The organism is Sphingomonas sp. (assembly GCF_017745215.1).
Lineage (GTDB): Bacteria > Pseudomonadota > Alphaproteobacteria > Sphingomonadales > Sphingomonadaceae > Sphingomonas.
In genome coordinates this window covers 12,650-28,634 of the sequence record NZ_JAGHZV010000005.1, presented here as the reverse complement: position 1 = coordinate 28,634, position 15,985 = coordinate 12,650, and the positions used below count along the sequence as shown (strand labels likewise).

Genomic DNA, 15,985 nt, shown 5'->3' with positions numbered 1-15,985 from the left:
AGCGCCGCTAAGCGCGCATCCTTCGTGGCGACCGTAGTTCAATTGGTTAGAGCGTCGGCTTGTGATGCCGGAAGTTGCGGGTTCAAGTCCCGTCGGTCGCCCCATCATTTTCAGGCCATCATTTCCCGGGTCAGGCGGTGCGGACGAGATGCCGCCGTCCCGATCCCGCAGGAAACACACAGTGATCACCGACTGGGGATTCCCCGACTTCGACGCCCATGAGGGCGTGCACCTGTTCAGCGACCGCGAGTCGGGGCTGAGCGCGATCATCGCAGTCCATTCGACGCACCTGGGGCCGGCCGCCGGCGGCGTGCGATTCTGGCATTACGCCGACAGCCGCGGCGCCTTCACCGATGCGCTGCGCCTGTCGCGCGGCATGAGCTACAAGAACGCGATGGCGGGGCTGCCGCTGGGCGGCGGCAAGGGCGTGATCCTGGCCGATGCGGCGAAGACCAAGACGCCGGCGATGCTCCAGGCGTTCGCGCGGTCGATCGATTCGCTCGGCGGGCGCTATGTAACGGCGCAGGACGTCGGCATGAGCGCGGCGGACATCGCGGCGATCGCCGGCGACACCCGCTACGTCTCGGGCCTGCCCGCGGCGGCGGGGCGCTCGGGCGGCGACCCGGGGCCGACGACGGCCCAGGGCGTCTATCTCGGCGTGAAGGCAGCGGCGAAGCGCGGGCTCGGCGCCGACTCGATGGCGGGCGTGCGCGTCGCGATCCAGGGCGTCGGCAGCGTCGGCGGCGGGCTCGCGCGGCTGCTCGCGGCGGAGGGCGCCCGGCTGGTGCTGGCCGATGTCGATGCCGCGCGGGCCGCGGCGCTGGCGGCCGAGCTCGGCGCCGAGACGGCGGCGGCGGATGCGGTGCTCGGCCTCGAGACCGACATCTTCAGCCCCAATGCGCTCGGCGCGATCCTGACCGAAGCATCGATCGCGTCGCTTGCCTGCAAAGTGGTTGCCGGCGGTGCGAACAACCAGCTCGCGACGCGCGACGACGGGCGGCGCATCCATGAGCGCGGCATCCTCTACGCGCCCGACTATGTGATCAACGCGGGCGGGATCATCAACGTCGGGCTCGAATATCTCGGCGTCGAGGACCGCGGCGAAGTCGACAGGCGCGTCGACGGGATCCCCGGGCGGCTCGAGGAGATCTGGAGCGAGAGCGAAGCCAGCGGCGCGCCGGCGAGCGAAGTCGCCGACCGGATCGCCCAGCGGCTGATCGGGCGGGGCTGATCGCCCCGCCCGTCCAGTCAACGCGCCAGCACCGACACTTCGACGTCCGGCCCGAAGGGGAAGGACAGATAGCGCCCGCCGGGATCGCGGACCTGCGCGAGATAGTCCGGGCACCAGTCGGCATTGTCGGCGACGACGATCGCGCCGGAGCGGAGCCGCGGCTCGGCGAGCGCGAGCACGTCCGGATAGAGCGCCTTGGCGCCGTCGAGCAGGAGCAGGTCGATCGCGTCGGGCAGGTCCTTCGCGAGCGTCTCCAGCGCATCGCCTTCGCGGAACTCGACCAGGTCGGCGAGGCCGCCCTCGGTCAGGTTGGCGCGGGCGTGCGCGACCTTGCCGGGCTCGAACTCGCTGGTGATCAGATGCCCGCCACCGTTATCGCGCAGCGCCGCGGCGAGGTGGATCGTCGAGATGCCGAACGAGGTGCCGAACTCGACGATCGTGCGCACCTGCGCCGCGCGCGCGAGCATGTAGAGCAGCTGCCCGGTCTCGGGCGAGACCGCGAGCGGGATCTCGCGCATCCGGTGGTAGAGCTCGCGATAGCCGTCGCGGCTTTGCATCAGCCGCGCCTGCTCGGTCTCGTCGACATCGGCGAAGAGCGTCTCGAGGCGCGCGCGCTGCGCCGCCTCCTCGGCGAACAGGCGCGCGATCAGCCCCGCCAGCGGGGCGGATTGGAAGAGGGTCATGGTCTGGGTCCTGTGGGCGCCGGCCGGAATGGCCTTGCGCTGCGGATCAAATACGATCAATTCGTCGCGTTCGGCTAATCGCATTCGGGAGCAGGCCTGGTGGCGGAGCGCTCAACCCCTTCGATTTCCTTGCGAAAGACCCCGAAACAGGGGCGTTCGGCGCAGCTGGTGGCGGACATTCTGACGGCGGCGGTTCGCGTTCTGGAGCGCGAGGGCGCGGCGCGATTCACCTGCGCGCGAGTCGCCGAGGCGGCGGGGGTGAGCATCGGCTCGCTCTACCAGTATTTCCCGAACAAGGCGGCGCTCCTCTTCGCGCTCCAGCGCGACGAATGGCGCGAGACGCGCGCGCTGCTCTACGCGATCATCGACGACCGGGCGCGCCCGCCGCTCGACCGGCTGCGCGCGGTGGTCCACGCCTTCGTGCGCTCCGAATGCGAGGAAGCGGCGATGCGCCAGGCGCTCGACGACGCCGCGCCCTATTACCGCGACGCGCCCGAGGCGCTGGAGGCGCGCGCCGACGACGATGCCGCGTGGCAGGGCTTCGTCGCGGAGGCGCGGCCCGACCTCGATGCGGCGGCGCGGGTGCGGACGGCGCAGCTGGTCAAGCTGGTGCTGGGCGGCGCCGGCAAGGCGATCTCGGAGGATTGCCCCGACCTTGCCGAAGCCGATGCGCACGCCGCCGCGCTGGCGGAGATGCTATGCCATCATCTGGCGCTAAAATAATCGCGGCGCATGTCACATCGCGCGGGGCTGCCTCGTCATGGCTGTGCAACCCCGACAGGAGATGACCATGCAACCCCGCCTCAATCCCTTCGCCGCTTCGCCCGCCGAGATGCAGCATTGGCTCGACATGAGCCAGCTCGTCGCGCCCAAGCTCGAGCAATCGCTGCAGGAGCTGGTCAAGATCCGCGCCTCGCAGATCAACGGCTGCGCCAATTGCCTCAACATGCACACTGCCGATGCGCGCAAGCATGGCGAGACCGAGCAGCGCATCTACCTGCTCTCGGCCTGGCATGAAGCGCCGTGCTTCACCCCGCGCGAGCGCGCCGCGCTGGGCTGGACCGATGCGCTGACGCTGGTTGCCAGCGAACGCGCGCCGGACGCTGTCCATGCCGCGCTGGCGGAGCAGTTCAGCAAGGAGGAGCAGGTGCAGCTCACGCTGCTGATCAACGTGATCAACGGCTGGAACCGGATCGCGGTGGGCTTCAACCTCTTCTACGGCGAAGTGGCGATGCCTGCGCGCGAGACCGAGGCGGCGTGACGATGAGCGACGACGCGGCCGCGGTGTTCGATCCGCTGCGGCCGCAGCTCACGCGCGTCGCCTATCGCATGCTCGGCTCGGTCGCCGACGCCGAGGACGTGGTGCAGGACGCGTTCCTGCGCTGGCTCGCCACCGACCGGTCGGCGATCGTCGAGCCCGAAGCGTTCCTCCGCCGGGTGGTGACGCGGCTGTGCCTCGACCAGCTCAAGTCGGCGCGGGTGCGGCGCGAGACCTATGTCGGCGAATGGCTGCCCGAGCCGGTGGTCGAGGAAGCCGATGATGAGGACGTCACCTTGCCGCTGATGCTCGCGCTCGAACGGCTGTCGCCCTTGGAGCGCGCGGCGTTCCTGCTCCACGAGGTGTTCGGCGAGGACTTCGAGACGATCGCCGAGACGCTCGGTCGCGACGCCGCGGCATGCCGCCAGCTCGCGGCGCGGGCGCGGGTGCACGTCCGCGAGGCGCGGCCGCGGTACAAGGTGGAGAAGGCGGCGGGACTCGAGCTCGCCGCGGCGTTCTTCTCGGCCTCGCGCGACGGCGACATGGCGCGGCTGCGCGGGCTGCTCACCGCCGATGTGTCGGTCCATTCGGACGGCGGCGGCAAGGTCCGCGCGGGCTTCCGGCCGGTCCTCGGCGTGGAGGATGTGATGAAGCTCCATGCCTCGCTCGCGCGGTTCATGACCGGCGGCCAGTCGCGGCTGGTGCGCTTCGCGATGATCAACGGGCTGCCGGGCTTCGTGAGCGAGGAAGCGGGCGGCGTGGTGCAGACCACGGCGCTGGAGGTACAGGACGGGCGCGTCGCGGCGATCTATGTGGTGCGCAACCCCGACAAGCTGCGGCATGTGGCGGTGCATTGATCGAGAAAACAGTCCAGGATTGATCGAGAGAATCGATATCGGTTGACACGGTTGACACCAGTCATTGCGGAAAACCTTGATCGTCCGGATCGATCAAATCGGGCTCGGCTGGATCGACGATGTGAAAGAGCGCAGCCAAGGCTTGCAGTCTGATTCCAACATTGCAACCAGGGCAGGGAGCCCGGCTCACCTGGCGGGAAACACTCGCGTCCCCGGCCTGGCCTGGCTCGCCTCGACCACGAAGATCGTCGAGCGGTGCTCGCTGCACTTGAACGCGGCGGCGGGCGGGTCCTCGGCGGAGCGGTCCCAGTGCGGGAGGTTGCCGTACCAGGCGGGCGGGTCGAGCGTGAAGCGGGCGCGAAGCACCGGCTCGTCGACCGTGCAATTGGCGTGGACGATGCCGGGGAGCTGGAGCTTCACCGGCACGCCTTCGCCGCGGATCGCCGCTTCGACGTCGCGGAGATGCTCGCAACAAGTGGTGGCCTTGCGATCGCGGTCATAGGCGATCTGGTCCTCGTTCCAGCTCTCGCCGGCGCGGATGCGATCGGCATAGGTGACGAGGTCGAAGTCGGCGTCGAGCCGCTGGAGCAAGGCGGCCTGGCCGGTCTTGAAGGCCTCGTATTCGCGCTGGGCCTGGCTGATGTTGCGGCGGCGGACGCGCCCGCGTGTTGCGGCGGCGGCGGTGCCGGTGAACAGCGCATAGAGCAGCCAGACCGTCGCGAGGGCGATGATCACCGCGGCGGCGGGGAAGATGCGGGAGATCTCGAGCGGGGCGGACTCGCCGTGCCAGAAGAAGCCGGCCTGAATCGCGACGACGAATCCTGAGCCGACTGCGAGCATCGCCAGCACGATGCCGACCGGGCCGCTCAGGCTCGGCAGCGGCGGCAACCCCGAGGCCTCGCCGGCCTCGCGGCGCTCGCGCGTCAGGGCGATCAGCGCCACCACGCCGATCGCGGTGCCGATCGGAATCGCGAACAGCAGGATCAGCGACGCGATCGCGAAGAAGACGCGGCCCCAGCTTTGCCCGAGCAGCACGCCCAGCCCGCCGAGGAAGGCGGGGAGCAACAGCGGCACCGCGACGATCAGGAACAGCCAGGTGACGATCGCCGTCGCGTCGCCCGAGGACGGATCGGCGGCGAGCCAGGCGACCAGCATCCCGCCGCCGGCGAGCCCGAGCCCGCCAAGGATGCAATAGAGCCAGGCCAGCACGCGCAGCATGTCGTTCCCCCCGAAGGTCCCCGCGCGTTCATGCCATGTCGGACGCGATCGGGCCATGGATTCCGCTGTCGAAGCCCGCTATCCCCGCCGCGTGCCTGCGCTTCACGCCTTCGCCAATCCGGCGCGCTTCCTCAAGATCGCGCGGCCGCTGACGCCCTTGCTCTTCTGGGCGGGCGTTGCGCTGTCGGTGGCGGGCGGCGTCTCGGGGCTGATGCTCACGCCGCCCGACTATCTCCAGGGCGAGACGGTGCGCATCCTCTACATCCACGTTCCCTCGGCCTGGCTGGGGATGGGCGGGTGGTCGGGTCTCGCGATCTCGAGCCTCTGCTACCTGATCTGGCGCCACCCGCTCGCGAGCCTCGCGGCGCGGGCGTGCGCGGTGCCGGGGGCGCTGTTCGCGGCGCTGTGCCTCGCGACCGGATCGATCTGGGGCCGCCCGACCTGGGGGACCTGGTGGGAATGGGACGGGCGGCTCACCTCGATGCTGCTGCTGTTCTTCGTCTACCTCGCGTACATCGCGCTCTCGCGCGCCGATGCCGAGCGCGGCGGCGACGGGCGGGTGCCCGCGCTGTTTGGGGTGGCAGGCAGCGTGCTGCTGCCGATCATCCATTTCTCGGTGGTCTGGTGGAACACGCTCCACCAGGGGCAGAGCATCGGGCTGACCTCGTCGACGATCGACCGATCGATGCTGTGGCCGCTGGCGCTGACCGTGCCGGGGTTCACGCTGTTCTTCGCGGGGCTGGTGCTGATGCGGATGCGCGCGATGCTTGCCGCGGCCAAGGTCGAGGCGCGGATGAAGCGGATGGCGGCGCAATGAACCAATGGGCGTTCGTGAGCGCGGCCTATGCCGTGGTGATCCTCGGATCGGTGGGCGTGGCGCTCGTCAGCTGGCTGGCGATGCGCAAGGCCGAAGCCGCAGCGGACGCGCTCGGGCGCCGCGAATGAAGCCCAAGCACCAGCGCCTGGGGCTCGGCCTGCTCGCCGTGGCCGCGATCGTCGCCGCGGGGCTGCTCGCGCTGTCGGGGCTCAAGGATCAGGCGGCGTTCTTCTACACGCCGGGCGACGTCGTGGGGAAGAAGGACGTGCCGGTCGGCCGCGCGGTGCGGCTGGGCGGGATGGTGCAGAAGGGCTCGCTGGTGCGCGAGGCCGACGGCGTCTCGATCCGCTTCAAGGTGACCGACAACCAGGTGAGCGTGCCCGTCGCCTTCCGCGGCGTGACCCCCGACCTGTTCCGCGAAGGCTCGGGCGTGGTCGCCGAGGGCAAGTTCAACGCGGACGGCAGCTTCATCGCCGACAACCTCCTCGCCAAGCATGACGAGCGCTACATGCCGCCGCAGGTGGCGGGGAAGATGCACAAGAGCGAGTCGCTGGAACGATGATCGCCGAGGGGGGGCTGGCAGCACTGTGGCTCGCGGCGATGTTCGCGCTGACCCAGCTCGTGCTCGCGTGGGGCGGCGCGCGCGGCGGCGGCGAGGCCGAGATGATGCTCGCGACGCGCAAGATCGCGGTGGTGCAGGGCGCGATGGTGCTGCTCTCCTTCGGCCTGCTGGTGCTGCTGTTCGTCCAGAGCGACATGTCGGTGGCGCTGGTCGCGACCAACAGCCATTCGATGAAGCCCTTGCTCTACAAGGTCGCGGGGACCTGGGGGAACCATGAGGGCTCGATGCTCCTCTGGGTCACCGTGCTCGGGCTCTCGGGCGCGGGCGTGGCGCTGCTCGAGAAGCGGCTCGACCCGCGCACGCTGACCGCGACCTTGGGCGCGCAGGCGGCGATCGCGCTGGGCTTCTACGCCTTCCTGCTGCTCACCCCGCGCTTCGTGCAGGACGCGACCGGCACGCACTGGATCTTCGGCGACGGGATGAACCCCTTCCGCCGGCTCGATCCCGCGCCGCCCGACGGGCAGGGGCTCAACCCGCTGCTCCAGGACCCGGGTCTCGCCTTCCATCCGCCGACGCTCTACCTCGGCTATGTCGGGCTCTCGGTGGCGTTCAGCTTCGCGGTGGGGGCGCTGCTGGTCCGCGACGTGGGACCCGCGTTCGCACGGGCGATGCGGCCCTGGGTGCTCGCGGCCTGGATCTTCCTGACGATCGGGATCACCGCGGGCAGCTATTGGGCCTATTACGAGCTCGGCTGGGGCGGCTGGTGGTTCTGGGACCCGGTGGAGAATGCTTCGCTGATGCCCTGGCTCGCGGCGACGGCGCTGCTCCATTCGGTGACGGTGCTGGCGACGCGCGATGGCTTGCGCGCCTGGACACTGATGCTCGCGGTGCTCGCCTTCTCGATGTCGATGATCGGGACCTTCCTGGTGCGTTCGGGTATCCTGGTGAGCGTCCATGCCTTTGCAGTGGACCCGGCGCGCGGCTCGGTGATCCTGGGGCTGCTGACGTTGTACATCGGCGGCGCGCTCGCGCTGTTCGGGTTGCGCGTGGGGACGGTGGCGCAGGGGGCGACGTTCCGGCTGGTGAGCCGCGAAGGCGCGCTGGTGGTCAACAACCTGCTGCTCTCGGTGATCCTGGGGGTGGTGTTCATCGGGACGCTCTATCCGCTGGTGGCCCAAGCGGCCGGCGTGCAGCTCTCGATCGGGCCGCCCTTCTTCAACAAGGCGATCGTGCCGGTGACGCTCGCGCTGGTCGCGGTGACGGCGGCGGGGCCGCTGCTCAAGTGGCGGCGCGACAATCTGAACGAGCTGCTCGCCAAGCTGCTGATCCCCGTGGCCGCCGCGGGGCTGGTGTTCGTGGTGGCGATCGTGCTGGGCGGCGGCGCGCCGATCGCCGAAGTGCTCGGGCTGGCCTTCGCCGCCGGGCTGGCGGTGGCGAGCGTGCGGCCGCTGTTCGGCCGTCGCATCCGGCTGGTGCCGCTCCACACCTGGGGGATGGTGATCGCGCATGTCGGCGTGGCGGTGAGCATCGCCGGCATGGCTTCGGACAGCGCGTTCAAGCTCGAGCGGCTCGCGGCGGTGCGTGTCGGCGAGACGACGAGCGTGGGGCCGTTCCAGGTCAGGCTCGAGGACGTGCATCCGGCGATCGGGCCGAACTGGTCGGCGCTGGAAGCGCGGCTGAGCGTGACGCGCGGCGAGGGCGCCCCCTTCCTGCTGCTGCCGCAGCAGCGCTATTTCTCGAACCCGCCGACGACCACGACCGAATCGGCGATCAGCACCGAATGGGACGGGCAGCTCTACACCGTGCTCGGCCAGGGCGACCCCGACGGGCGCTGGCAGCTGCGGCTGTGGTGGAAGCCGTTCGTGACGCTGATCTGGGCGGGCGGCTTCCTGATCGCGCTGGGCGGGCTGATCGCATTGGTGGGCCGCGTGCGGCGCGAGGTGCGGACCGGGCGGCTCGCCGAAGCGGAGGACGAAGCGTGAGGCGCTGGCTGATCTGGGTGCCGCTGGCGGCGTTCCTGGTGGTGTGGGGCGTGGTCGCGAGCGGGCTGCTGAAGCCGGGCGACCGGACGATCCATTCGGCGATGATCGGCCGGCCGGTGCCGCAGTTCGCGCTGCCCGGGCTGATGCCCGGCCGGCCGGGCGTGGCGAGCACCGACTTCGGCAAGGGCAAGCCGCGGCTGCTCAACGTCTTCGCGAGCTGGTGCCTGCCGTGCATCGCCGAGGCGCCGCAGCTGATGGCGCTGAGGCGCGCAGGCGTCGAGATCGACGCGATCGCGGTGCGCGACACTCCGCAAGCGATGGCGCTGTTCCTGCGCGACAACGGCGATCCCTACACGCGGATCGGCGACGACAAGCAGAGCATGGCGCAGCTGGCGCTGGGCTCGTCGGGGGTGCCCGAGACCTTCGTGATCGATTCGCGTGGGGTGATCGTCGACCAGCACATCGGCGACATCCGCGCCGATGACGTGCCCAGGCTGCTCGAAGCGCTGGAGAAGGCGAAGTGACTTTTCCACGCTTCGTCAACCGTCATCCCGGCGAAAGCCGGGACCCAGGGCAGCGAGCGAGCGGCTTGTGGCCCTGGGTCCCGGCTCTCGCCGGGATGACGGCATTATTGCTGGCGATGGCGCCCGCTTTCGCCGATTCGAACCTGCCGCCCGCGAGGTTGGCCGACACCCAGCTGCCCGACCCCAGGCAGGAGGCCGAGGCCAAGGCACTGATGGAGACGCTGCGCTGCCTCGTCTGCCAGGGCCAGTCGATCGCCGACTCGGACGCGGAAATGGCGGGCGACATGCGCGCGCTGGTGCGCCAGCGCATCGCCGCGGGCGAGCAGCCCGAGCATATCCGCGACTGGCTCGTCCAGCGCTACGGCGACTATGTGACCTATGACCCGCCGTTCAGCTGGCTGACCGCGCCGCTGTGGATCGCGCCGCTGCTGCTGCTCGTCGCCGGGCTGCTGATCGCACGGCGGAGCTTCGGCAAGGGCGATCCGGCGGAGCAGGGGGAGGAGCCGTGAGCGGCTGGCTGATGCTGATCGCGATCGCGATCGCCGCGGCGGTGCTGCTCGCGCTGCTGCGCTTTCCGGCGCGGATGTGGATGATCCCGGCGACCGCGGTGACGCTCGCCGCGACGGGCTATGTCTGGCAGGGCAGCCCGACGATCGAGGGCCATCCGGCGGCGAGCGAGGAGAGCAAGGGCCATGAGCCCGACCCCGACCTGCTGGCGATGCGCGAGCAGCTCTTCGGGCGGTTCAACCAGTCGTACAGCTATTTCCTGGTAGCGGACGCGATGGTCCGCGCCGGATCGCCCGAGAATGCGGCGCAGGCGATGCTCGGCGCGGTGCGCAAGGTCCCGGGCGACTTCTCGCTGTGGACCTGGCTCGGCTATACCATGGCCGAGAAGGACGGCGGGATGATCACCCCCGCGGCGCGCGCGGCGTTCGACCGGGCGATCGCGATCGCGCCCAACCACCCGGGGCCGCATTATTTCCTGGGGCTCGCGCTGATCCGCATGGGGCAATATCCCGAGGCCCGGGCGGAATGGGCGAAGGCGGTGGCGCTCACGCCGGTGGGGGTGGGCTATCGGCCGGCGCTGGAGGAACAACTGGCGAAGCTCGACGCGTTCATCGCACAGGCGAGCGGGCAGGCGATGCCGGCGGCCGAGCCGGCGCCGGAGGCTGAAGCGAATGGCTCGGCGGAGATGGTGGGGAATAGCCAATAACAGCCGTCATCCCGGCGAAAGCCGGGACCCAGGGTTTCGGAGGACGTCGCTTGCGGCCCTGGGTCCCGGCTTTCGCCGGGATGACGATTTTTTGAGAGGGGGTTAGCTCCAAGCCTCGAACGGCAGGTCCAGCGCGCCGGCCACGGCTTCGTGGCGGATCTTGCCGCCCGAGACGTTGAGCCCCATCGCCAGGTGCCTGTCCGCGCGCATCGCGGCTTCGGCGCCCTGGTTGGCGAGCTTGAGCACGAAGGGCAGCGTCGCATTGTTGAGCGCGAAGGCCGAGGTGCGCGCGACCGCGCCCGGCATGTTCGCCACGCAATAATGGATCACGCCGTCGATCTCATAGACCGGATTGTCGTGCGTGGTGGCGCGCGAGGTCTCGAAGCAGCCGCCCTGGTCGATCGCGATGTCGACGAGCACCGAGCCGCGCATCATCGTCTTGAGCTGGTCCCTGGTCACCAGCTTGGGCGCCGCGGCGCCCGGCACCAGCACCGCGCCGATCACCACCTGGCTGCGCTGGATCGCCTCGGCGACCGCCGCCTTGCTCGCATAGGCCGTCTTGATCTGGCTGCCGAAATGGAGGTCGAGCTCGGCGAGGCGATCGTTGTTGATGTCGTAGATCGTGACGTCGGCACGCTGGCCGACCGCGATCTGCGCCGCGTTGATCCCCGCGACGCCGCCGCCGAGGATCGCGACGCGCGCCGGCGCCACGCCCGGCACGCCGCCGAGCAGCTCGCCGCGGCCGCCCTGTTCCTTCTCGAGATAGTGCGAGGCGACCTGGATCGACATCCGCCCCGCGACTTCGCTCATCGGCTTGAGGAGGGGGAGGGCGCCCGAGTTGGAGGTCACCGTCTCATAGGCGATGCAGGTCGCGCCCGAGGCCATCAGGCCCTCGGCCTGGGGCTTGTCGGCGGCGAGGTGGAGGTAGGTGAAGAGCGTGTGGCGCGGCTCGAGCAGCGCGATCTCCTGCGGCTGCGGCTCCTTGACCTTCACGATCATGTCCGATCCGGCGAACACTGCAGCGGCATCGGGGGCGATCGTCGCGCCGACGGCGGTGTAGGCGCTGTCGTCGAAGTCGATGCCCATGCCGGCCTTGGTCTCGACCAGCACCTGGTGACCCGCGTGGACGAGCTCCGCGACCGAAGCCGGGGTGAGCCCCACGCGATATTCGTGGTTCTTGATTTCCTTGGGAACGCCGATGCGCATGAAACCTCTCCTAAGGTCTGGATGCGCATATGGTTACCCCAAGGCGGCCGTGCGAATCTCTGCAAAATCATTCGGCCTTGGATGGGTTGATGCATGAAATCCTTGCGAGGTATCCCTATATTCGGTCAATCATGCGCAATGGACAGAATCGATGCGGCCATCCTCAAGCGGCTTGGAGCGGACGCGCGGGCATCGGTGAGCCAGATCGCCGAGCAGGTGGGACTGTCGCAGTCGGCGTGCACGCGGCGGATCCAGGCGCTCGAGGCGTCGGGGCATTTGCTCGGCTATGCGGCGCGGCTGGGGCACCGGCGGCTGGGCTTCCGGGTGACCGCGCTGGTCGACATCACGCTGGGGACGCAGGTCGAGGAGGACCTCGCCCAGTTCGAGCGCGCGGTGGCGGCGATCGACGGGGTGGTGGAATGCGCGCTGGTCTCGGGCGGGCAGGATTACCGGCTCAAGATCCTCTGCCGCGACCTCGACGACTACGAGCGGCTGCACCGCGAGAAGCTGGGGCGGCTGCCGGGGGTGGTGACGATCAATTCGAGCTTCGTGCTGCGATCGGTGCCGACGCGGAGCGAGGCGGACGCGATCTTTGCCGGGCGGTAGCGAGCGCGCTCGGCCTCGAACAACGCCGTCATCCCGGCGAAAGCCGGGACCCAGGGCCGCGAGCGATGTCCTCTGTAACCCTGGGTCCCGGCTTTCGCCGGGATGACGGTTCAGGGTTGGCGTGTCTCCTGTCAGCCCGCCGCCGCCCCGAATTCGACGAAGGAAATCGCATTGCCGTCCGGGTCGCGGACCTGGAAGTCGGTGCCGCCCCAGGATTGGCGCACCAACGGCTGGGCGAAGTCGACGCCGCGCGACTCGAACTCGGCGAACAGCGCCTTCACGTCGCTGACTTCCACCGTCGCGAGGATCAGCGAGACTTCGCGCGCGGCGAGCTCGGCGAAGTTCGGGCGGCCGACGTGGCGCAGGTGGAGGCACGCGGCTCCGCGCGACACCGCGCCATAGAAGGGCGGCTCGCCGTGAAGGAAGTCGATCGCGAAGCCAAGGCTGTCGCGGTAGAAACCTGCGGCGGCGGTCACGTCGCGGACGAACAGGATCGGAGTCGCGGTGCCGAGCGTCAGTTGACGCGAGTCGATGTTCGGCATGGGCGGGCTCCTGCGGCGCGAGTCGGTGGGTCGAGCATGCGCTTTCCCCGCAGCAGATCAAGGAACCCCATGGCGTTCCCGAGCGTCTCGACAGGGCCCCGGCGGAAGTCGTTGCGGGCGCATGTTGCACGTGCTAACGGCGCGCCACCCATGGAGACGAGCATCAGGGCCGCTATGACAAGGTCCGTTCCATCAGCTCCGGCGCGATCGCTCCGCCAGTGACTGCAGCCCATATCGAAACCGCGCCGGCCCAGGATCATGTTCCCGGGCACGACCATACGCACGACGGCGTGCTGAAGCTCGCGCTCGGCGCGATCGGCATCGTCTTCGGCGATATCGGCACCAGCCCGCTCTACGCCTTCCGCGAGACCTTCCACGGGCACCATTACCTGCTGCTCGACACCTTCAACATCATGGGCGTGATCAGCCTGATGTTCTGGTCGATGATGGCGGTGGTGACGCTGAAGTACGTCACCGTCATCATGCGCGCCGACAACAAGGGCGAGGGCGGTAGCCTGGCGCTGCTCGCGCTCATCTCGGGCCGCGCCGGGCAGAAGCGCTGGACCGCTGGCATCGTGCTGCTCGGCGTGTTCGCGACGGCGCTCTTCTATGGCGATTCGATGATCACGCCGGCGGTGTCGGTGCTCTCGGCGGTCGAGGGCATCGCGGTCGCCGCTCCCGGCTTCGGCGGGCTGGTGGTGCCGATCGCCGTGGTGATCCTGATCCTGCTCTTCTCGATCCAGCGCACCGGCACCGCGCGCGTCGGCCTGTTCTTCGGGCCGATCATGCTGCTCTACTTTACCGTGATCGCGACGCTGGGCGTGATCAGCATCGTCCAGAGCCCGTCGATCATCGCCGCGCTCTCGCCGCACCATGCGGTCACCTTCTTCTGGCGCGATCCGCTGCACGCCTTCCTCGCGCTCGGCTCGGTGGTGCTGGCGGTGACCGGCGCGGAGGCGCTCTACGCCGACATGGGGCATTTCGGGCGCAACCCGATCCGCGTCTCCTGGCTGTTCTTCGTGCTGCCGGCGCTGACGCTCAACTATATGGGCCAGGGCGCGCTGCTGATGCGCGAGGGCCGGACCGCGCTGGTCAGCCCCTTCTACAACCTCGCGCCCGATGCGTTGCAGCTGCCGCTGGTGGTGCTGGCGACGATGGCGGCGATCATCGCGTCGCAGGCAGTGATCTCGGGCGCCTTCTCGGTGACGCAGCAGGCGATCCAGCTGGGCTTCATCCCGCGGCTGCGCATCGACCATACCAGCGCCTCGACCGCCGGACAGATCTACATCCCCGTCATCAACTGGGCGCTGATGGTGATGGTGATCCTGTTGGTGCTGAGCTTCCAGACCTCGTCGAACCTCACCGCGGCTTACGGCATCGCGGTCACCGGCGCGATGTTCATCGACAATTGCCTGCTCGCGGTGGTGCTGTTCCACCTGTGGAACTGGAAGAAGCGCTATGCGCTGCCGCTGCTCGCCATCTTCTTCGCAGTGGATCTCGCCTATTTCTCGGCGAACCTCACCAAGGTGCCCGACGGCGGCTGGTTCCCGCTGATGGTGGGCTTCATCATCTTCACCTTGCTCACCACCTGGGCGAAGGGGCGGATGCTGATGATGCAGCGGCTGCGCGAGAGCGCGATGCCGATCAAGATCTTCATCGATTCGGCCGCAAACTCGGCGAGCCGCGTGCCCGGCACCGCGGTGTTCCTCACCTCGACGCCCGACGGCGTGCCGCAGGCGCTGCTCCATAACCTCAAGCACAACAAGGTGCTGCACGAGCGCGTGATCCTGCTCACCGTGAAGATCACCGATTCGCCGTTCGTGCCCGAGATGAAGCGCTACAAGATCGACGATCTCGGCAAGGGCTTCCACCGGATGGTGCTCTATTACGGCTTCATGCAGGAAGTGAACGTGCCGTCCGCGCTCAAGCAGGTCAGCGAGTGCGGCGCCGAGTTCAAGATGATGGAGACCAGCTTCTTCCTCGCGCGCCAGACCTTGCTGCCCTCGTCGCGGCCGGGGATGATGATCTGGCGCGAGAAGCTGTTCGCCTGGATGCTGCGCAACGCCGAAAGCGCGATGGAGTTCTTCCGCCTGCCGACCAACCGCGTGGTGGAGCTGGGCAGCCAGGTCGAGATTTGAGCGGGGTTCCGCTCATCGTGACCGCCTTGTTCGGGCACGAGGACTTCGCTTTCTTCAACGATCTGCGCGGGCGTTACTATCCGCTCGACCACAATCACGTGCAAGCGCATGTCACGATGCTGAGCCACCTGCCGCCGTCGGTCGCGGACGAGCTCAAGCGGCGGCTGAACGCCGAGACGCGCGGGGTGCCGGCACCGGCGGCGCGGCTGGCGGGGGTGATGGACCTGAACGACGGGGTCGCGCTGCGGATCGAGTCGCACGGGCTCGAGACGATCCGGGACCGGATCGCCCAGGCCTTCGCGCCACTGCTCATCCCGCACGACCGCGCCGGCTGGGTGCCGCACGTGACGCTGCAGAACAATGTCCCGCGCCAGGTCGCGCTCGCGGCCAAGGCCGAACTCCGGGCCTCGATCGTGCCGCGAGCGGTGAAGATCGCCGGGCTGGCGAGCTGGTGGTATCGCGGCGGGCCATGGGAGGCGCATTCGCGTCACATGTTCGCTTGACCGCCCGGACGCGCCGACCTATGTGGCCCGCTCGCCGGGGCCAAGGCCTCGCCGCGACGCCTTGGGGCGGAGTAGCTCAGTTGGTTAGAGCAGCGGAATCATAATCCGCGTGTCGGGGGTTCAAGTCCCTCCTCCGCTACCATCGGCGCCGTCACTTCACCCGCGTCCAATAGCGCGTCTGGCAGATGAACATCACGCAGCCGGTAACGCCGAGCTTGCCATCCTTCCCGACCGCGATCGAGCTGTTGTAGCTCTTGCCGCTCTTGGCGTCATAGGCCTTGCCGCCCTGCCAGCCGCCGTCCTTCCACTGATAACCGCTGAGCACCACGAGCCCGACCATCGGGCGGTTGCGCAGCGATGCGTCGGGGTTCTGCGTGTCGGTCTTCGGCGCCTTGGGATTGAGGATGCGCAGCACCGTGCCGCACATCTTCTGTCCGCAGCGATCGACCTTCACGTCGGCATTGCCATCGTTGGTGCGCCACACGCCGACCACCGACTGCGGATCGGCCTGGGGCGTGAAGGCAAGGGCGAGCAGCGCGGCGAAGGCGGGGATCATGCGGGGTCTCCGTGGGATGCGTCATTGGCTTGGTACCCGGCGGACGCGGTTCGGGCCAGCCTGGGATCATGCAGCATCGGAGAGGACGC

19 protein-coding genes and 2 tRNA genes are annotated in these 15,985 nt (G+C 69.1%); 16 read left to right on the top strand and 5 right to left on the bottom strand.

The annotated features are described in order from the left end of the window. Positions 1–27: 27 nt before the first annotated feature. Positions 28–104: transfer RNA gene (locus J7495_RS06505), tRNA-His, on the top strand. A 77-nt stretch (positions 105–181) separates the two neighbouring features. Next, positions 182–1,231: a Glu/Leu/Phe/Val dehydrogenase dimerization domain-containing protein gene (locus J7495_RS06500; RefSeq protein ID WP_294055541.1), complete on the top strand. Its 1,050-nt coding sequence runs from the start codon at positions 182–184 to the stop codon at positions 1,229–1,231. Positions 1,232–1,248: 17 nt separating this feature from the next. Here J7495_RS06500 and J7495_RS06495 read toward each other — a convergent pair whose 3' ends face one another. Next, complete coding sequence (locus J7495_RS06495; RefSeq protein WP_294055539.1) at positions 1,249–1,914, bottom strand: class I SAM-dependent methyltransferase; 666 nt, start codon at positions 1,912–1,914, stop codon at positions 1,249–1,251. A 168-nt stretch (positions 1,915–2,082) separates the two neighbouring features. Here J7495_RS06495 and J7495_RS06490 point away from each other — a divergent pair, with 168 nt between their 5' ends. The 3 genes from J7495_RS06490 to J7495_RS06480 all read left to right on the top strand — a co-directional run bounded on the left by J7495_RS06490 (position 2,083) and on the right by J7495_RS06480 (position 4,029). Continuing rightward, complete coding sequence (locus J7495_RS06490; protein ID WP_294055537.1) at positions 2,083–2,637, top strand: TetR family transcriptional regulator; 555 nt, start codon at positions 2,083–2,085, stop codon at positions 2,635–2,637. Positions 2,638–2,704: 67 nt separating this feature from the next. Continuing rightward, positions 2,705–3,175 carry a carboxymuconolactone decarboxylase family protein gene (locus J7495_RS06485; RefSeq protein ID WP_294055536.1) on the top strand — a complete coding sequence of 157 codons (471 nt, stop codon included), beginning with the start codon at positions 2,705–2,707 and terminating at the stop codon, positions 3,173–3,175. 2 nt (positions 3,176–3,177) lie between these two features. Continuing rightward, positions 3,178–4,029, top strand: coding sequence for a sigma-70 family RNA polymerase sigma factor (locus J7495_RS06480; protein ID WP_294055534.1), 852 nt, complete (start codon positions 3,178–3,180; stop codon positions 4,027–4,029). Positions 4,030–4,215: 186 nt separating this feature from the next. On the opposite strand, the gene J7495_RS06475 is transcribed toward J7495_RS06480, so the two are convergent. Continuing rightward, the gene (locus tag J7495_RS06475; protein WP_294055532.1) at positions 4,216–5,247 is read right to left on the bottom strand and encodes a hypothetical protein; all 1,032 of its coding nucleotides are present in this window, start codon (positions 5,245–5,247) and stop codon (positions 4,216–4,218) included. A 91-nt stretch (positions 5,248–5,338) separates the two neighbouring features. Between J7495_RS06475 and ccmC the strand changes: the two genes are divergently transcribed. The 7 genes from ccmC (at position 5,339) to J7495_RS06440 (ending at position 10,345) form a co-directional block, all read left to right on the top strand. Further along, positions 5,339–6,064, top strand: coding sequence for a heme ABC transporter permease CcmC (ccmC, locus tag J7495_RS06470; RefSeq protein ID WP_294055531.1), 726 nt, complete (start codon positions 5,339–5,341; stop codon positions 6,062–6,064). Next, complete coding sequence (locus tag J7495_RS06465; protein ID WP_294055529.1) at positions 6,061–6,192, top strand: hypothetical protein; 132 nt, start codon at positions 6,061–6,063, stop codon at positions 6,190–6,192. The genes ccmC and J7495_RS06465 overlap by 4 nt, the downstream gene beginning before the upstream one ends. Continuing rightward, complete coding sequence (ccmE, locus tag J7495_RS06460) at positions 6,189–6,626, top strand: cytochrome c maturation protein CcmE (protein ID WP_294055528.1); 438 nt, start codon at positions 6,189–6,191, stop codon at positions 6,624–6,626. The genes J7495_RS06465 and ccmE overlap by 4 nt, the downstream gene beginning before the upstream one ends. After that, entirely contained in the window at positions 6,623–8,608 is a 1,986-nt protein-coding gene (locus J7495_RS06455) for a heme lyase CcmF/NrfE family subunit (protein WP_294055526.1), read from the top strand. Before ccmE ends, J7495_RS06455 begins: the two co-directional genes overlap by 4 nt. Then, positions 8,605–9,132: a redoxin family protein gene (locus tag J7495_RS06450; RefSeq protein WP_294055524.1), complete on the top strand. Its 528-nt coding sequence runs from the start codon at positions 8,605–8,607 to the stop codon at positions 9,130–9,132. Before J7495_RS06455 ends, J7495_RS06450 begins: the two co-directional genes overlap by 4 nt. 95 nt (positions 9,133–9,227) lie before the next feature. Next, positions 9,228–9,641: a cytochrome c-type biogenesis protein gene (locus J7495_RS06445; RefSeq protein ID WP_294055522.1), complete on the top strand. Its 414-nt coding sequence runs from the start codon at positions 9,228–9,230 to the stop codon at positions 9,639–9,641. Continuing rightward, positions 9,638–10,345 (top strand): tetratricopeptide repeat protein, encoded by a 708-nt coding sequence (locus J7495_RS06440; RefSeq protein WP_294055521.1) that lies wholly within the window; start codon positions 9,638–9,640, stop codon positions 10,343–10,345. Before J7495_RS06445 ends, J7495_RS06440 begins: the two co-directional genes overlap by 4 nt. A gap of 102 nt (positions 10,346–10,447) precedes the next feature. On the opposite strand, the gene ald is transcribed toward J7495_RS06440, so the two are convergent. Then, positions 10,448–11,551, bottom strand: a complete 1,104-nt coding sequence (ald, locus tag J7495_RS06435) for an alanine dehydrogenase (RefSeq protein ID WP_294055520.1) — start codon at positions 11,549–11,551, stop codon at positions 10,448–10,450. 138 nt (positions 11,552–11,689) lie between these two features. On the opposite strand from ald, the gene J7495_RS06430 reads away from it, so the two are divergent. Then, the gene (locus tag J7495_RS06430) at positions 11,690–12,157 is read left to right on the top strand and encodes an Lrp/AsnC family transcriptional regulator (RefSeq protein WP_294055518.1); all 468 of its coding nucleotides are present in this window, start codon (positions 11,690–11,692) and stop codon (positions 12,155–12,157) included. A gap of 131 nt (positions 12,158–12,288) precedes the next feature. On the opposite strand, the gene J7495_RS06425 is transcribed toward J7495_RS06430, so the two are convergent. Further along, positions 12,289–12,699 carry a glyoxalase superfamily protein gene (locus tag J7495_RS06425; protein ID WP_294055516.1) on the bottom strand — a complete coding sequence of 137 codons (411 nt, stop codon included), beginning with the start codon at positions 12,697–12,699 and terminating at the stop codon, positions 12,289–12,291. Between the two features lie 233 nt (positions 12,700–12,932). Here J7495_RS06425 and J7495_RS06420 point away from each other — a divergent pair, with 233 nt between their 5' ends. From J7495_RS06420 to J7495_RS06410, 3 genes are all read left to right on the top strand, one after another. After that, a complete protein-coding gene (locus tag J7495_RS06420) occupies positions 12,933–14,837 on the top strand; it encodes a potassium transporter Kup (protein WP_294055846.1) in 1,905 nt (634 codons plus the stop codon). 17 nt (positions 14,838–14,854) lie between these two features. Beyond that, complete coding sequence (locus tag J7495_RS06415) at positions 14,855–15,340, top strand: 2'-5' RNA ligase family protein (RefSeq protein ID WP_294055515.1); 486 nt, start codon at positions 14,855–14,857, stop codon at positions 15,338–15,340. A 65-nt stretch (positions 15,341–15,405) separates the two neighbouring features. After that, positions 15,406–15,482, top strand: a tRNA-Met gene (locus J7495_RS06410). Between the two features lie 9 nt (positions 15,483–15,491). Here J7495_RS06410 and J7495_RS06405 read toward each other — a convergent pair. Continuing rightward, positions 15,492–15,896, bottom strand: coding sequence for a DUF2147 domain-containing protein (locus J7495_RS06405; RefSeq protein WP_294055513.1), 405 nt, complete (start codon positions 15,894–15,896; stop codon positions 15,492–15,494). Between the last annotated feature and the right edge of the window lie 89 nt (positions 15,897–15,985).

What these genes read in the sequence shown, in the direction of transcription:
- J7495_RS06495 (WP_294055539.1), bottom strand. Translation starts at nt 1,914, where the DNA reads ATGACCCTCTTCCAATCCGCCCCGCTGGCGGGGCTGATCGCGCGCCTG.
- J7495_RS06485 (WP_294055536.1), top strand. Translation starts at nt 2,705, where the DNA reads ATGCAACCCCGCCTCAATCCCTTCGCCGCTTCGCCCGCCGAGATGCAG.
- J7495_RS06480 (WP_294055534.1), top strand. Translation starts at nt 3,178, where the DNA reads ATGAGCGACGACGCGGCCGCGGTGTTCGATCCGCTGCGGCCGCAGCTC.
- J7495_RS06475 (WP_294055532.1), bottom strand. Translation starts at nt 5,247, where the DNA reads ATGCTGCGCGTGCTGGCCTGGCTCTATTGCATCCTTGGCGGGCTCGGG.
- J7495_RS06465 (WP_294055529.1), top strand. Translation starts at nt 6,061, where the DNA reads ATGAACCAATGGGCGTTCGTGAGCGCGGCCTATGCCGTGGTGATCCTC.
- ccmE (WP_294055528.1), top strand. Translation starts at nt 6,189, where the DNA reads ATGAAGCCCAAGCACCAGCGCCTGGGGCTCGGCCTGCTCGCCGTGGCC.
- J7495_RS06455 (WP_294055526.1), top strand. Translation starts at nt 6,623, where the DNA reads ATGATCGCCGAGGGGGGGCTGGCAGCACTGTGGCTCGCGGCGATGTTC.
- J7495_RS06445 (WP_294055522.1), top strand. Translation starts at nt 9,228, where the DNA reads ATGACGGCATTATTGCTGGCGATGGCGCCCGCTTTCGCCGATTCGAAC.
- ald (WP_294055520.1), bottom strand. Translation starts at nt 11,551, where the DNA reads ATGCGCATCGGCGTTCCCAAGGAAATCAAGAACCACGAATATCGCGTG.
- J7495_RS06430 (WP_294055518.1), top strand. Translation starts at nt 11,690, where the DNA reads ATGGACAGAATCGATGCGGCCATCCTCAAGCGGCTTGGAGCGGACGCG.
- J7495_RS06425 (WP_294055516.1), bottom strand. Translation starts at nt 12,699, where the DNA reads ATGCCGAACATCGACTCGCGTCAACTGACGCTCGGCACCGCGACTCCG.
- J7495_RS06405 (WP_294055513.1), bottom strand. Translation starts at nt 15,896, where the DNA reads ATGATCCCCGCCTTCGCCGCGCTGCTCGCCCTTGCCTTCACGCCCCAG.